Below are 16,300 nucleotides of genomic sequence, written 5' to 3' on the forward strand. Positions count from 1 at the left end.
CATGAGACTGGGTATCGACGTCGGAGGAACCTTCACGGACCTCCTTTTGCATGATGACAAGCGGGGTCGGACGTTCCGTGCGAAAACCCCTTCGACCCCGGAAGATCAATCGATCGGCATCCTGAACGGGATCCGGTTGATCTGCGATATCGCGAAGATCAAGCCGCAGGAAATCGACGTTATTCTGCACGGCACGACCGTTGCGACCAACGCGATCCTCGAAGGCAAAGGCGCACGCGTCGGCCTGCTGGTGACCGAGGGCTTCGAATATACGCTGCACTTGGCCAAGTCCTGGACGCCGGGTCCGCTGTTCGGCTGGATCATCATGGACAAGCCGGCGCCGCTGGCCTCGCTGGATGATACCGGGGCAATCCGGGAGCGCCTGGATATGCGGGGCGAGGTCATCGAAGCGCTGGACGTCGAACAGGCGACGCAGACGATCCACGCCCTTTGCGGTTCCGGGATCGAGGCGCTCAGCATCTGCCTGATGCACAGCTATGCCAATCCGGCCCATGAGCAGGCGCTGAAGGCGATCGTCGAGGCGCATTATCCCGATCTGCCGGTCTCGCTGTCGTCGGACATCCTGCCCGAGTTTCGCGAATATGACCGCGCGATCACCACGGTGATGAACGATTATGTCCGGCCCATCATGCGCCGCTATCTGTCGCGGATCGAGAATCGCCTGAAGCAGGAGGGCATCAACAGCCACCTGCATATCGTGCGATCCGACGGTGGCCTGATGAGCGCGGAAGCGGCGTCGGAACGACCTGTACATACCGTACTGTCGGGCCCTGCCGGCGGGGTGACGAGCACGGTCGTGTTGGCGCAGGCGACCGGACGCGAACGCCTGCTGGCATTCGATATGGGTGGCACGTCGACCGACGTCGCGGTCATCATGGACGGCAAGGCGACGATTTCGCGTTCGACCGAGGTCGGCTATTTCCCCGCCAAGGTGCCGACGCTGGAAGTTCGCAGCGTTGGCGCGGGCGGTGGATCGATCGCCGATGTTTCGCCGCTGACAGGGTCGCTTCGCGTCGGCCCGCGCAGCGCCGGAGCGCAGCCAGGGCCGGTATGCTATAGCCGCGGCGGCACCGAGCCGACGGTCAGCGATGCCAATGCCGTGCTGGGCTATCTGCCGCCCAAGCTGGTCGGCGGCGACATGGCGCTGGATATCGACGCAGCGCGCACCGCGATCGGACGGGCGATCGCCGACCCGCTTGGTCTGTCGATCGACGATGCGGCCAAGGGTATGCTCGCCATCGCGAACGAAGTGATGCTGGGCGCGCTTCGTGTCATCACGGTTCAGCGCGGGCTCGATCCGCGCGACTTTGGCATTGTCGCCTTTGGCGGTGCCGGACCGCTGCACGCCAATGCCATGGCGGCGGTGCTGGGTTGCTATCCGGTTGTCGTGCCCACCAACCCGGGCGTTCTGTCGGCGCTGGGTTTCGTGCAGTCGGAGTTCAAGAACGAGTTCGTCCAGACCTTCATCCACAGGGCCGATCGGATCGACCCGGCCAATCTTCGCGACCGGTTCGGTGCGCTGACGGCCAAGGCGAAGGACTGGCTGGACAGCCAGGACATCGCCCAGGTCGACCGGCGGCTGCACTTCACGCTCGATCTGCGCTACGAACAGCAAGGCTTCGAGGTCGAGGTGCCGATCGCGCAGGATGCCGCCCTGTCCGGCGATCTGTCGGTTGCGCTGGCCGCTTTCCATGAGAAGCATGAACGCACCTATGGCGTTCGTTTCGAGGTTCCGGTCGAGCTTGTCGCGCTGCGATTGACGGCGACCGGCGTGACCGAACCGGTAGCGGTCGAGGAAAAGGCGCCTTCGGGAGGCACGATCGAGGACGCATTGATCGAATATCGTCCGGGCTATTTCGGCGACACGTGGGTCGACACGCCCAATTATGATCGCGAAAAGCTTGATCCGGGAATGCGCATTCAGGGTCCCGCGATCGTCCGCCAATATGACACGACGACGGTGCTTCTGCCCAACCACTGGGCGGAAATCGATGACCATCGCAATATCCTGATCTGGCCGACCGAGAAGAACTGAGGTGGACGTCATGGCAATCAAATCGCTCGATCCGATCACGCTCGACATCATCGAGAATGCACTGAAAAGTGCGCGCGCAGAGATGGATATGGTGGTCGGGCGCATTTCGCTTTCGCCGGTTATCCGCGAGCAGCACGACGAATATCCGATGATCTGCGACGCGCGCGGACGCATGGTCGTGGGGCAGTTCGGATCCTATATTCCCGGCGTTCTCGAACAATATGGCAGCACGCTTGCCGAAGGGGATATGTACGTCTGGAACGATCCCTATGCCTGCAAGGGGTCGGTCTCGCACAATAATGACTGGTGCGTGATGATGCCGATCTTCCATCAAGGCATTTTGGTCGGCTTCTCATCCATCTTCGGTCATATGGTCGATGTCGGCGGCAAGGTCCCGGGATCGATGCCGTTCGATGCGGCGACGATCTGGGAAGAAGGCCTGCGCATCCCGCCCGTGAAGCTGTACGACAAAGGCGTGCTGAACGAAGGCGTTCTGGCGATCATGCTGAACAACAGCCGGACGCCTGACATGAACCGTTCGGACCTGTCGGCGCTCGTCGCCGGTTGCCGCGCGGCGGCGACGCGCGTCCAGGAGCTATGCGATCGCTTTGGGCGCCCGACCTATATGCAGGCATGCGACGCGTTGCTCGACCGGACGCGGAGCGCCATGCAGGAATTGATCTTCAAGTTCATTCCCGAGGAGCCGGTGTCCTTTACCGACTATGTCGATGACGACGGTCGGGGCAACGGGCCGTTCCGGATGACTCTGTCGATTTATCGCCGCGACAATGTCGCCGTGTTCGATTGGACCGGTACCGACGATCAGGCCGACGGGCCGATCAACTTCCTGATCCACGAAGGACTCTGCAAATTGTTCTTCGGCGTCTACATGATCATGGCGTTCGATCCGGAGATCCTCTTCAACGAAGGGTTTTACGATCTGTTCGAAGTGGTCCTGCCGGAAGGCAGCCTGCTCAACCCGCGGTTTCCGGCAGCGTTGGGAAATCGCCTCAATACGCACACGCGCTTTTTCGACTGCCAGGCGGGCGCGCTCGGCCAGCGTGCGCCGCACCTGTCGATGGCGGCGGGCTATGGTACCAGCCCGCACTTCATTTTTACCGGACATGACGGCGACGGAAATTGGTTCCAGGTCATGGAGCTACTGTTCGGCGGCGTGCCGGGGCGGCCGCGCGGGGATGGCCTTGACGGTCATGCCTGGTGGCCGCTGTTCACTGCGACGCCGATCGAATATCTGGAGAATTACTTTCCCGTCCGGGTCGAAAGCTATCGCCCGATCCGCGACAGCGGTGGTCCCGGCCTGCATCGCGGCGGGTGCGGCATCGAGAAAGTCTATGTTCTGCTGGAAGACGGGAAGGTCTCAATCCACGACGACCGCGAGACGGTGCCGCCCTGGGGCATCAATGGCGGGCTTGCGGGCGGAACGTCCAGCAAATGGATCTTGCGAAAGGGCCAGAGCGAGGCGGAACGCATCCCCTCGAAAATCGACAATCTCGATGTTCGCAAGGGCGACCGCGTCCTGTTTCGCACCGCAGGATCGGGCGGCTGGGGAGACCCGCTGCAACGTCCGGTCGAGCGGGTTGCCGCCGATGTCCGCCACGGGCTGATGTCGGTCGAGCAGGCGCGCGATAGCTATGGAGTCGTCATCGATAACGGCAAGGTCGACGATGCGGCGACGACGGCGTTGCGGGCACAGGCGGCGGCAGAGCGCGGCGAACCCGAGCGCTTCAATTTCGGCAATCTGGACGCGGTAATTGCCCGGCGGGACGATCGCGTGGCCAAGAAGAATGTCGTTGCCTGACATGACCGCCCAGCCCGATCCGCAGGTCGTGAACATCCACGGGCCGATCATCTCGTCGAGCGATCTCGACCGGCATCTGGCGCTGTTTCAGGCGCTGGGGATGGAGGAAGTCGGCCGAATCTCGCGTTCGGCGGACGAGACGACGGCGCTATGGGGAACCACCGGGCAGGCTCTCCGCGAGATCACGTTGGAGACCCCCGGCTTCCCCTTTGGTGTCCGATTGCTGCGATTCGACCCGGGATCGGATGTGCAGATCCGCCAGCCGTCGCGCGGTTCCGACTGCGACGCGCTGAAGGTCATCGATTTCTATGCGCCCGACCTTGATGTCGCGCGCGACAGGATCGAGGCGGCGGGCTTCCGGTTCAAGTCGGAAGTTGCAGAATATGACACCGCGGAGGGCCGGTTTCGAGAAATGCATCTGTGGGGGCCGGACGGTGTCGTCTGCGCGCTCATCTCCGGCGATCCGGCTTTCTATGAATCCTTTGCCACCGTTCGCGATCGTATCGTCAGCGAGCCACAGAGCATATCGGGCCCTGTACAGGACCATGGCGCGACGCTTCAGTTCTTTGAAACGGTCTTTGGTCTGAAAGTCATCCATCGCTATGGCCTTGACGACGATAGTTTCCGGGACCTCGTCGGAACGGACAATGCTATCAAGCTCCGCGCCTGGAACGTCGGTATCACCACGACCGAGCCCTATTTCGGCATCATCGACTATGGCATGGTGGCCGGGAGTCAAACATCGCTGATCGATATTGCAGCCCCACCGGCCCGAGGGCTGCTGGGTGCCACACTGCGCGTCAGAGATGCGAAGGTGATTGCCGATCGGGCAGGCACCCAACCCGTCTCGACCTATGTGCCGGGGTTCGGTGATGTGCTGGTCGCGACATGTCCGGCGCCCAATGGCGGTTGGTACCAGGCGGTCCAGATATAGCGCATCTTTTTGCGCGCGCGCTTGCGTCGCAAGGAGAGTCCGGGCGATGCCGCCTCGTCGACCGCGACAATGAAACCACGCTGGGTGCGGATGTCACCGAGGCGCTAGAACTGGTTCCGCGCGCCTGGAGGGTGATCCAGACCGTGCGCGAGACATTCTCCTGCCGGAACTGTGATAAAGGGAATCGCCCGGCAATCGCCGCTTCGGAAGCCGCCGGATGGGATCGGCGGTCGCGGCGTGGGTAACTACCTGAAAAATACCCATATCGCGAAATCGGAAAATTGCTCAAATCCGCCGGTAGCGGAAGTACCAGACCTCATGCCCCTGCCGCCGGCCCTTGCGTTCGTAGCGCGTCTCCGGCCAGTCGTCCGGGCGGGTCAGGAAGTCGGTCGCGGACGCTGCCAGCCATTCGAAATCGCGGCGCGTGTTCATCACCATCATCGACCAGCGGCAATAGGTCACGTCGTCGGTGCCCAGCCGGAATTCACCGCCGGGCTTGAGCTTGGCGGCGATCATGTCGAGCGGGCCGGGGTTGACCATCCGGCGCTTGGCGTGGCGCGCCTTTCGCCACGGATCGGGGTGCAACAGATAGACGCGCTCCAGGCTGGCGTCGGGGACGCGCTCGAGCGCGGTCAGCGCGTCGCCCATGTGCAGCCGGACGTTCGACAGCGCATCGTCGCGGATATGGTTGAGCGCGCCGACGACGCCGTTCAGGAAGGGCTCGCATCCGATAAAACCATGATCGGGGCGCATCGCCGCCTGGCCGGCCAGATGCTCGCCGGCGCCGAAGCCGATTTCGAATTCGAGCGGACGGTCGTCGCCGAACAGCAGCTGCGAATCGAGCGGGCCGGATTCGGGGACACTCACCTGGGGGAGCAGGTCCTCGACCAGATTGGACTGGCCGGCGCGCAGCTTGTGCCCCTGGCGACGGCCATAGAGGCGGCGGATGGTGGTGGGATCGTTCACGACGCGGCTGTTAGCGCGCCTGTCGCGCGGCGCAAGCTAGATGGCGATTGCCAGCCCGGCGGCGGCGACCGGACGCGACGGCGCGGCGCGCGGCTGGCGTGCCGGTCGCCGGTAGGGTGGCGGGGCGGTGCGGGCGTCGGGGCGTGACGCCGATGTGGGTGGCTGGCTGGCGCCGTCGAGCTGGAAATGGCGCACCCCGATCGTGTCGAGCACGCGATAGTCCTGCGCCGACGCGACTCCGCGCGCCGCGACGATCACGTCCATCCCGCGCGCCAGCCGCAATATGCCCTCGGCGATCGGGCGGCGTGACGGGCTGGCGGCAATGTTTCGCACCAGCGCAGGTGCCAGCGTCACGAATGCCGGCGAGAAGCGCCCGAGCAGGCGGAGCGCGATCGGTCCGGCGGCGAATTCGTCGAGCGCGATCGCGATGCCGCGCCGGGTGGAGGCCTGGGCCAGCGCGGCGGCGCAGCCGGGGTCGCCGCGCTCGTCGACATCGATCGAGACGATGATCCGCTCGATCGGGAAGCGCCACGCCAGCGCGACGCGGAACAAATGGCTCAGAAGCGCCTCTGCCATCCCCGCCGGCGCGTCGACGCGGATTGCGAGGAACGCGTCGCCGTCGCGCAGGCCTGCCCGGACCGCGGTCTCGACCGACAGCGCGATCCGCGCAGCCTCCAGCGCGGGGCGCTGTTCGGGCGCGAGTGCCGCGGCGGTTGCGCAGAAGCTGCGTCCCGAGCGCGCGGTGGCGACGGCATGCCACGCAAAGGTCTGCTGCGATCCGCAGTCGATCACGGGTTGGAACGTCAGCGCGAGCAGCGGTTGCAGATCGAGAGATGCAGACATTCGAAATCCCCTTTCGAAATCCGAATAAGGGGTTAACCCCGTATCGGGACAGTCAGGGGGTTGCCGCGCTGGGTTCATCCCACTCGGGATTCTCCTGTATTCGCAACGGAACCATGCGCGCGGGGCCGAGTCGAAACCCGATCGGCCAGCGCCGGCAGGGGCAATTCGGGGCGCACCAGAATCCCCCGTTGCGGGCGCGCGATGAAATAGCCCTGGAGATAGCGCACGCCGATCGCGCACAGCTTTTCATATTCTGCGCGCGTCTCGACGCCCTCGGCGATGACGGTGATCCCGAGGCCCGTCGCGAGCTGGACGATATTCTCCACCGCCAGCCGCCGCGACCAGCTGCCGCACAGGCCGCGCACGAGCGCGGGATCGAGCTTGATCGCGTCGGGGGTGAAGCGCGACAAGAGCCGCACGCCGTCGGCACCCGCGCCGAAATCGTCGAACGCAGTGGCCATTCCCATCCGGCGATATGCCTCGGTCACCCGCGCCATCCGAGTGCCGTCCAGACGATCCTGGTCGCTGAACTCGAAGATCAGCCGGTCGGGCGGAAAGCCGGTCTCGCGTGCGGCGCGCAGCGTGCGCTGGCTGTCGGCGACGGGGTCGTCGACGGTGTCGGGCATGAAGTTGATCGATAGCCGCGCGCCGGTCGCGATGATCCCGGCGGCCACCGCCTGTTCGATCGCGGCGACGCGGCATTGCTGGTCGAAGGTATAGCGCGTCGCCGGGGTGACGCGGCCCAGCATTTCGGCGGCGCTTTCGCCCCGGCGTCCGCGCACCAGCGCCTCATAGGCGAAGGCCATGCCGGTGTGCGCGTCGAGGATCGGCTGAAACGCCATCGCGACGTCGAAATCCTGTTCGGCGCGCGCGGCGCCGCGGGGCTGGTGATCCACGCTATCCTCCTACCTCTTATCTCCTATAGCGCGGTCGCGGGCGCGACGCGGCTTTGGTAAGCGATTCCTTGCGCGCGGCTTCCGCACATGCCCCGGCTGGCGCAACTCCCACGCACCGTGCCAAAGTTCCAAGCTTGTTGGGGGGGCGGCTCTCCCCGCAGAGGGAATGATGCAATGCCCAGTCATTCGATCACGATGCCCGCGCTTGCCGATCTCCAGGCGCTGCTCGACGTGATCCCAACGGCGATCATGATCAAGGACGCGCGCCACCGGCTCGTCATGGTCAATGACAGCCTGTGCGCGATGCTCGGCGAGCCCCGTGCGGTATTGCTGGGGCGCGAGCCCGGGGACGTGCTGCCGCACCATCAGGTCGCGGCGTTCGAGCGTTCGAACAACCACGTGCTGGCAACCGGACTGGACGACGAAGTCGAGCAGGAGCTGACGGACATCGAGGGACGAACCAAGCGCATCATTACGCGCAACCGGCGGGTGACAATCGATGGCCAGCATTTCCTGGTCGCGGTCACCACCGACGTGACCGAAGCGCGCGAAGCCGAGGCGCGCAACCGCTATCTCGCTTTCCACGATGCGCTGACCGGGCTGCCCAATCGCACGCTGCTCAACGAGCGCATCGAGCAGGCGCTGCTGCGCGACCGTCGCGCGCCGGCCAGTTGCGCATTGCTGTATGTCGATCTCGACCGGTTCAAGGAAGTCAATGACAGCCACGGCCATGCGGCGGGCGACATGCTCATCCGCGCTTTCGGCCAGCGGCTGGCGGCGATCGCGCGCGCGTCGGATACCGTCGCGCGGATCGGGGGGGATGAATTCGCGATCCTGCTGACCGATCTCGGGGACGGGTTCGACATCGACCAGATCTGCGCGCGCATCCTCGATGCGGCGTCACAGCCGTTCGATGTCCAGGCGGCGCAGGTCTTCGTAAATGCCTCGATCGGGGTGGCCGCGCTACCCGACGGCGCCACCGATCGCGACGAACTCCACCGCATGGCCGATGTCGCGCTCTACCATGCCAAGGCGGCGGGCAGGGGATGCGCGCACCGGTTCAGCCCGGCGCTCGACCAGCAGGCGCGTCGTCGCGCGACGATCGAGCGTTGCCTGCGCACCGCGCTCGCCACCGGCGAGGGGCTCGAAGTCCATTATCAGCCGGTGGTCGACGGATCGGGCGCCTTTGTCCGATCGATGGAGGCGCTGGTTCGCTGGACGCAACCTGAACTCGGCGCGCTGGCCCCGGCCGAATTCGTGCCGATCGCCGAGGAAACCGGGCTGATCGTCCCGCTGGGCGAATGGGTGCTCGAGCGGGCGGCGCGGATGATGGCGCAATGGCCGGGCATTCCGATCGCCGTCAATGTCTCGCCGATCCAGATCCGTACCGCGGGGATCGTCGAGCGCGTGTTCGAGATCGTCGACTCCGTCGGGCTGCCGCGCGACCAGCTGCATATCGAGATTACCGAAACCGCGATCTTCGACGGCGGCGACGGCGCCGCCGAAAAGCTGCGGCGGCTGCGTGCGGCGGGCGTGAAGATCGTGCTCGACGATTTCGGCACCGGCTATTCCAGCCTGTCGCACTTGCAGCGGCTCGAAGTCGATCGCGTCAAGATCGACCAGTCGTTCGTCGGCGGGCTGGGCGCCGGGGGCGATTCGCGGCGGATCGTCGAGGCGGTGCTGTGCATCGGTCGTACGCTGGGGATCGCCGTGACGGCCGAGGGCGTCGAATCGGAGACCCAGCGCTGCATCCTGCGCGACAGCGGCTGTACCGAGTTCCAAGGCTATTTCTTCTCCGAACCGCTGCCGGAGGCGGCGATGCGCGCCTATTTGTCGCAGGCGCGGGTGAGCGCGCGCGCGGCCTGACGCATCATCCCTCGCGCGCCAGCGCCTTGAGCCGGTAGAGCGTATCCAGCGCCTCGCGCGGGCTGAGCGCGTCGAGATCGAGCCCGTCCAGCGCATCGCGCAGTGCGTCCACGGCCGCTGCCTCCTGTTCGGCGACGGCGGCGAACAGCGGCAGATCGTCGAGCCCCGCGGCGAGCCCGCCGGTCTTGGCGCGCCCCGCCTCCAGCTTGTCGAGCACTGCCTTGGCGCGCTTGAGCGTCGCGGGCGGCAGCCCCGCCAGCCGCGCGACGGCGATCCCGAAGCTGCGGTCGGCGGGCCCGTCGGCGACTTCGTGGAGCAGCACCAGATCGCCCTTCCACTCGCGCGCGCGGACATGGTGCAGCGTCAGCGCCTCGCAGCGTTCGGCGAGCCGGGTCAGCTCGTGATAATGCGTCGCGAACAGGCAGCGGCAGCGATTATCCTCATGGATCGCCTCGACCACCGCCCAGGCGATGGCGAGCCCGTCATAGGTGCTGGTGCCGCGCCCGACTTCGTCGAGGATCACGAAGCTGCGCGGCGTCGCCTGGGCCAGGATCGCCGCGGTCTCGACCATTTCGACCATGAAGGTCGATCGGCCCCGCGCGAGATTGTCCGACGCGCCGACGCGGCTGAACAGCCGGTCGACGAGCCCCAGCGTCGCGCGTGTCGCGGGGACGTAGCTGCCCGCCTGGGCGAGGACGGCGATCAGCGCGTTCTGGCGCAGGAAGGTCGATTTGCCGCCCATGTTCGGGCCGGTGACGAGCCACAGCCGCGAGGATTCGGACAGGGTGCAGTCGTTCGCGACGAAGCGCCCGCCCGATCGCGCCACCGCATCCTCGACCACCGGATGCCGCCCGCCTTCGATCTCGAAACAGCCATGGTCGACGAGCGTGGGGCGCGCCCAGCCGCCTTCGGCTGCGCGCTCGGCGAGCCCGGCGGCGACATCGATCCGCGCGAGCGCGTCGGCGGTCGCGGCGATCGGTTCGCGGCGATCGAGCGCGGTTACGGTCAGGTCTTCGAGATGCGCGGCCTCGGCCGCCAGCGCATGCGCCCCCGCCTGGGTGACGCGGAGCGCGACGTCGTGGAGTTCGGGCGCGTTGAACCGCACCACGCCGGCCAGCGTCTGGCGATGGGTGAAGCCGCTGTCCTGCGCCATCAGCGCATCGGCGGCGCGCGCGGGGACTTCGATATGATAGCCGAGCACGCCGTTATGGCGGATCTTGAGCGCGCCGATGCCAGTGCGCGCGCGATATTCGGCCTCCAGCGCGGCGATGGCGCGGCGTCCGCCCGCACCCGAATCGCGCAGGTCGTCGAGCGCGGCGTCATAGCCCTCGGCGATATAGCCGCCCTGTGCCGCGTCGACCGGCGGCTCGGGCACCAGCGCGCGCGTCAGCAGGTCGATCAGCGCGCCATGCCCGCGCAGCATCGGGGCGAGGTCGTCGAGCAGCGCGGGCTTGTCCGCGATTGCGCCCAGCCGCTCGCCCAGCCGCCATGCGCCGTCCAGCCCGTCGCGCAATTGCCCCAGGTCGCGCGGCGATCCGCGCCCGGCCGCCAGCCGCCCCAAGGCGCGACCGATATCGGGCAGCGCCCGCAGCGCGGCGCGCACGCTTTCGCGCAGCCCGCTATCGTCGTGGAAGCGCCGGACGAGGTCGAGCCGCGCCTCGATCGCGCGGCGGTCCATCAGCGGCGCGGCGATATCGGCACCGAGCAGCCGTGCGCCGGCGCCAGTGACGGTACGATCGACGCTGTCGAGCAGGCTGCCCTTGCGCGCGCCGGCGGTGCTGGTCGTCAGCTCCAGGCTCTCGCGCGTCGCCGCATCGATCGCCATCGCCGCGTCGGTCTGGCTGAGGCTGGGCGGCCGCAGGAAGGGCAGCGAACCCTTGGCGGTATGTTCCAGATAGGCAACCAGCCCGCCTGCGGCGGCGAGCGCCGCGCGCGAGAAGCTGCCGAATCCGTCGAGCGTTGCGACGCCGAACAGCCGCTTGAGCCGTTCTTCGCCGCCTGCGCTGTCGAAATCGGCGCGCGGGCGCAGGACGTTGGCGAGGTCGGCAAATCCCGTCGCGTCGCTCGCGATCGTCTCGGCGGGGGAGAGGCGCGCGATTTCGGCGCCGACGCGATCGGGATCGCTTTCGACGACGTCGAAGCGGCCCGTGGAGATATCGGCGCAGGCGATCGCGACCTGGCCGCCCGCCTCGCCGATCACCACGCACCAGTTTGCGCTGCGGCTGTCGAGCAAGGTCTCTTCGGTCAGCGTGCCCGCGGTCACGACTCGGACGATCGCGCGGTTGACCAGCGCCTTCGATCCCATCCGCTTGCGGGCGGCCTCGGGCGTCTCGGTCTGTTCGGCGATCGCCACGCGGTGCCCGGCCTTGATCAGCCGCGCGAGATAGCCCTCCATCGCATGCACCGGAACGCCGCACATCGGGATGCGCGTGCCTTCATGCTCGCCGCGCGCAGTGAGCGCTATGTCGAGGCAGGCGCTGGCGATTTTGGCGTCGTCGAAGAACAATTCGAAGAAGTCGCCCATGCGGTAGAACAGCAGGCAATCCTCGGCTTCGGCCTTGAGCGCGAGATATTGCGACATCATCGGGGTTGGAGCCGCGGCGGACATGGTGCAGGGCCTAGCGAAACGCGCGTCGCGATCAACACCCGGCGATGGGTTTTCTTGGGGACAAGTCGTCCCTAAAGCGATCGCGAGCATGGGAGGCGGAAATGTCTGAGGAATCGAACGTCCAGTTTTCGGAGCGCGAGGCGCTGCTGTACCATTCCGAGGGACGCCCCGGTAAGATCGAGATCGTCGCGTCGAAGCCGATGGCGACCCAGCGCGACCTTGCGCTGGCCTATTCGCCCGGTGTCGCGGTGCCGGTGCTGGCGATCGCCGCCGATCCTGCGCTCGCCTATGACTATACCGCCAAGGGCAATCTGGTCGCGGTAATCTCCAACGGCACGGCGATCCTGGGGCTGGGCAATCTCGGCGCGCTCGCCTCCAAGCCGGTGATGGAAGGCAAGGCGGTGCTGTTCAAGCGCTTCGCCGACGTCGACTCGATCGATCTCGAGCTCAAGACCGAGGATGTCGATCGCTTCATCGACGCCGTCGAACTGATGGAGCCGAGCTTCGGCGGCATCAACCTCGAGGACATCAAGTCCCCCGAATGCTTCGTGATCGAGCAGACGCTGCGCGAGCGGATGAACATTCCGGTCTTCCATGACGACCAGCACGGCACCGCGATCATCGCCGCCGCCGGGATCATCAACGCGCTGTTCCTGACCGGGCGCGACATCAAGACGACCAAGATCGTCGTGAACGGCGCGGGCGCGGCGGCGATCGCGTGCACCGAGCTGATCAAGGCGATGGGGCTGCCGCACGACAATCTGCTGATGTGCGACCGGACCGGCGTGATCTACCAGGGCCGCGACGACGTGAACCAGTGGCAGTCGGCGCACGCTGCGAAGACCGACCGTCGCACGCTGGGCGAGGCGCTGGAGGGCGCGGACGTGTTCCTGGGGCTGTCCGCCGCCAATGCGCTGCCCGCCGAGCTGCTGGTCAAGATGGCCGCCAAGCCGATCATCTTCGCAATGGCCAATCCCGACCCGGAGATCACACCGCCCGAGGCGAAGCGCGTGCGGCCCGACGTGATCATCGCCACCGGGCGTTCGGACTATCCGAACCAGGTCAACAACGTGCTGTGCTTCCCGTTCATCTTCCGCGGCGCGCTCGACGTGCGGGCCACGACGATCAACGACGCGATGAAGCTGGCCGCGGCGCGCGCGCTGGCCGAACTCGCGCGCCAGCAGGTGCCCGAGGAAGTCGCCACCGCTTATGGTACCCAGCACAGCTTCGGCCCGGACTATATCATCCCGACGCCGTTCGACCCGCGGCTGATGGAGATCATCCCCTCCGCCGTCGCACAGGCAGCGATGGACTCGGGCGTCGCGACCAAGCCGATCGTCGACATGGCGGCCTATCGCCAGACGCTGAAGGCGCGGATGAACCCGACGACCTCGGTGCTCAGCCTCGCCTATGAGGGCGCGCGCGCCAATCCGAAGCGGGTGATCTTCGCCGAGGGCGAGGAAGAGACCGTGCTGCGCGCGGCGATCGCGTTCAAGGATGGCGGCTATGGCATCCCGGTGCTGGTCGGCCGTGAATCGGTGCAGGACCGTCTCCGCGCGCTGGGCGCCAATCCCGACGATTTCGAGCTGCACAACAGCGTCAATTCGCCGCTGGTGCCGGAAATGGCCGATTTCCTGTACAACCGGCTCCAGCGCCGCGGCTATCTGCGCCGCGACGTCGATCGGATGGTCAATCGCGATCGCAACATCTTCGGCGCGCTGCTGCTCCAACTCGGTGTCGCCGACGCGATGATCACCGGCGTCACCCGCACCTATGCCGAGACGATGCGCCAGATCCTGCGGGTGATCGACTATGCGCCCGGGCGCACTGCATTCGGCATCCACGTGCTGGTCGGTCAGTCGCACACGGTGTTCATCGCCGACACCACCGTCAACGAGCGGCCCGGCACCGAAGAACTCGCCGCGATCGCCGAGGGCACCGCACAGGTCGCTCGGCGGATGGGGCATGAGCCGCGGGTCGCGTTCCTCAGCTATTCGAACTTCGGCAATCCCGAGGGGCAGTGGCTCGAGAATGTCCGCGGCGCGATCAAGCTGCTCGACGAGCGCAAGCCGGGGTTCGAATATGAAGGCGAAATGTCGCCCGACGTCGCGCTCAACCCGCGCCAGATGGCCAACTATCCCTTCTCGCGGCTGTCGGGCCCGGCGAACGTGCTGATCATGCCGGGGCTCCAGTCGGCGAACATCTCGGCCAAGCTGCTGCGCGAGCTAGGCGGCGATTCGACGATCGGGCCGATGCTGATCGGGATGGAAAAGCCCGTCCAGATCGCCCCGATGTCGGCCACCGCCAGCGAGCTGGTGACGCTGGCGATGCTCGCGGCGGGGGGCATCGCTCGGTAGGCTAGCTGCCTGCTCGCTCAGGAAGGGCCGCGATCGGGATGGTCGCGGCAATCCGCCGCTGATGCCGCTCGATGGCGATAAGCAAGAAGAAGAACATCAGGGCAATAAAGCCGCCGAATATTCGAAGCGCCAGCGACAAGTCTATACTTCCTCGGACGTTACTCTCCGCGATCTCAATGCGACGTGCCTCCGCGGTGGCCGCATTGCTAGAGCGACGGTTTTCGAGCAAAGTGAAGAACTTATCCTGCATCGCATGGAATATCTGGGAGTGTGATTGCGTACCTTTCGGAAACTCCATTGCCTTCGTGGTTTCGGAATAGGGCACCTCAACCGCGCGCCGTTCAGCGCACCCGATCGGCGAATAGAACCAACCATCGCAGCTGGTACTCAGCGAGTTCCAGCCGCGCCGATATTCAATGCGAGTCTTCCTTATCTGGCGCTGCACAGCTACTTTTTTCGCCGCTTTGTAGCGGCGCAGGCGTTGGATCGTACGGGGCTCGACCGCGGCCGCCGTCATCGCAGCCAGAAGCGACTCCAGATCGGCGCGGTCGCTGCTGAACGTGACGCTGCCGGCGGTGGCCGCATTCAGTCGAGCAGCGGATTGAACGAAGCTATCGTCGAACTCATCACGGCTGAGCACCTTGTCTTCCGGCTGCCGGAAAGGCTCGAACTTGGTGTGAAAGAGCCGAAAGTAGCGCTCTACGAAGTTTGAGTAGAATTTCTGCTGTTCGGAATCTGCAACCGGACCTTTCCCGGCCTCGGGCGAAACCGCTTCGGGTTGCTCGGCGTCGCTGATCTCGTTGGCTGCTACGCTGGCCACTGCCTCTCGAACCGAACTGGGAGACTGGGCGACACGGTATAAGCCAGAAACAGCAAGGTAGGCTGTATACAGAATCAGAATCGTAGCGATAACCAAAATGATCGCGCGCAAAAAGCGCAGATAGATCACCTCGGTATGGTCGATTATTTCGGAAACCCGAGTGGAAATAGATCGCGATTGCGGCTCCATATTCAAGTCAGCCCCCCAGCTTGTAGCGTAAAATGGTCCCGCATTTCGTTTGAAACGTCAAATAGAGTCTGCGGGCCGTGTGGGCATTTCTCAAACTTATATTCTATCCCTCTATGCGGGCGCCAGCGATGCGTTGACCAGCCCGCCGTCGACGGTCAGCGTCTCGCCGACGACATAGTCGCCGGCGCGGCTGGCGAGGTAGATGGCGGCGCCGGCCATGTCCTCGTCCACGCCGATCCGCCCGGCGGGGATGCTTTTTGCGACGCCGTCGGCATGGTCGCGCGCCACCTTGTTCATGTTGCTGGCAAAGGCGCCGGGGGCGAGCGAAGTGACGACGATGCGGTCGGCGATCAGCCGCGCGGCCATGCGCCGGGTCAGGTGGATCAGCGCCGCCTTCGACGCCTGATAGCTATAGGTTTCCCACGGGTTGACGCGCTGGCCGTCGATCGAGGTGATGTTGATCACCTTGGCCGGGCCGCCCGCCGCGGCGCCGGCCTTGAGCAGTTCGTGCAGCGCCTGGGTGAGGAAGAAGGGGGATTTGACGTTGAGGTCCATGACCTTGTCCCAGCCCTGTTCCGGGAAGGTCTCGAACGCCTCGCCCCAGGCGGCGCCGGCGTTGTTCACGAGGATGTCGAGCGCCGGCTCGCGCTTCGCCAGTTCCTCCGCCAGCGCGCGGCAGCCGGCGACCGTCGAGACGTCGGCGGGGAGCGCGATGCAATTGGGGCCGAGCGCCGCCGCGGTTTCCTCGCACGCATCCGCCTTGCGCGACGAGACATAGACCTTTGCCCCTTGGGCGACGAAGCCCGTGGCGATCATCCGCCCGATCCCGCGCGATCCGCCGGTGACCAGCGCGACGCGGCCATCGAGGCGGAAAAGTGTGTTCGTGTCCATTCGATTCTCCCTCTCCCCTTTAGGGGAGTTTTGCGGTCGGTCATGCCCCCGGCAT

General features: G+C 65.8%; 11 protein-coding genes and 1 pseudogene. 6 read left to right on the forward strand and 6 right to left on the reverse strand.

The features are described 5' to 3' along the window. Position 1: 1 nt before the first annotated feature. The 4 genes and pseudogenes from TS85_RS23220 to TS85_RS24955 all read left to right on the forward strand — a co-directional run. Positions 2–2,056 (forward strand): hydantoinase/oxoprolinase family protein, encoded by a 2,055-nt coding sequence (locus TS85_RS23220; protein WP_044335437.1) that lies wholly within the window; start codon positions 2–4, stop codon positions 2,054–2,056. A 10-nt stretch (positions 2,057–2,066) separates the two neighbouring features. Next, entirely contained in the window at positions 2,067–3,875 is a 1,809-nt protein-coding gene (locus tag TS85_RS23225; RefSeq protein ID WP_044336897.1) for a hydantoinase B/oxoprolinase family protein, read from the forward strand. After that, positions 3,868–4,809: a VOC family protein gene (locus tag TS85_RS23230; protein WP_155006539.1), complete on the forward strand. Its 942-nt coding sequence runs from the start codon at positions 3,868–3,870 to the stop codon at positions 4,807–4,809. Before TS85_RS23225 ends, TS85_RS23230 begins: the two co-directional genes overlap by 8 nt. Positions 4,810–4,889: 80 nt before the next feature. Then, positions 4,890–5,000, forward strand: a pseudogene (locus tag TS85_RS24955) (IS66 family transposase zinc-finger binding domain-containing protein); the annotation flags it as partial. A gap of 94 nt (positions 5,001–5,094) precedes the next feature. Here TS85_RS24955 and trmB read toward each other — a convergent pair. The 3 genes from trmB to TS85_RS23245 form a co-directional block, all read right to left on the reverse strand. Then, positions 5,095–5,775 (reverse strand): tRNA (guanosine(46)-N7)-methyltransferase TrmB, encoded by a 681-nt coding sequence (gene trmB / locus TS85_RS23235; protein WP_044335442.1) that lies wholly within the window; start codon positions 5,773–5,775, stop codon positions 5,095–5,097. Between the two features lie 36 nt (positions 5,776–5,811). Beyond that, on the reverse strand, positions 5,812–6,618 hold the full coding sequence (locus TS85_RS23240; protein WP_044335444.1) for an EAL domain-containing protein: 807 nt from the start codon (positions 6,616–6,618) through the stop codon (positions 5,812–5,814). 74 nt (positions 6,619–6,692) lie between these two features. Next, positions 6,693–7,514 (reverse strand): EAL domain-containing protein, encoded by an 822-nt coding sequence (locus tag TS85_RS23245; protein WP_227698596.1) that lies wholly within the window; start codon positions 7,512–7,514, stop codon positions 6,693–6,695. Between the two features lie 174 nt (positions 7,515–7,688). Between TS85_RS23245 and TS85_RS23250 the strand changes: the two genes are divergently transcribed. Continuing rightward, positions 7,689–9,380, forward strand: a complete 1,692-nt coding sequence (locus TS85_RS23250; RefSeq protein WP_044335445.1) for a putative bifunctional diguanylate cyclase/phosphodiesterase — start codon at positions 7,689–7,691, stop codon at positions 9,378–9,380. Between the two features lie 4 nt (positions 9,381–9,384). On the opposite strand, the gene mutS is transcribed toward TS85_RS23250, so the two are convergent. Next, positions 9,385–11,964, reverse strand: coding sequence for a DNA mismatch repair protein MutS (gene mutS / locus TS85_RS23255; RefSeq protein WP_044336902.1), 2,580 nt, complete (start codon positions 11,962–11,964; stop codon positions 9,385–9,387). 125 nt (positions 11,965–12,089) lie between these two features. Between mutS and TS85_RS23260 the strand changes: the two genes are divergently transcribed. Further along, the gene (locus TS85_RS23260; protein ID WP_044335447.1) at positions 12,090–14,345 is read left to right on the forward strand and encodes an NADP-dependent malic enzyme; all 2,256 of its coding nucleotides are present in this window, start codon (positions 12,090–12,092) and stop codon (positions 14,343–14,345) included. A 1-nt stretch (position 14,346) separates the two neighbouring features. On the opposite strand, the gene TS85_RS23265 is transcribed toward TS85_RS23260, so the two are convergent. Beyond that, complete coding sequence (locus TS85_RS23265) at positions 14,347–15,294, reverse strand: hypothetical protein (RefSeq protein ID WP_155006540.1); 948 nt, start codon at positions 15,292–15,294, stop codon at positions 14,347–14,349. 171 nt (positions 15,295–15,465) lie between these two features. Further along, complete coding sequence (locus tag TS85_RS23270; RefSeq protein WP_044335450.1) at positions 15,466–16,245, reverse strand: SDR family oxidoreductase; 780 nt, start codon at positions 16,243–16,245, stop codon at positions 15,466–15,468. Between the last annotated feature and the right edge of the window lie 55 nt (positions 16,246–16,300).

The sequence above is a fragment of the Sphingomonas hengshuiensis genome (assembly GCF_000935025.1).
In the GTDB taxonomy this organism is placed as follows: Bacteria; Pseudomonadota; Alphaproteobacteria; order Sphingomonadales; family Sphingomonadaceae; genus Sphingomonas; species Sphingomonas hengshuiensis.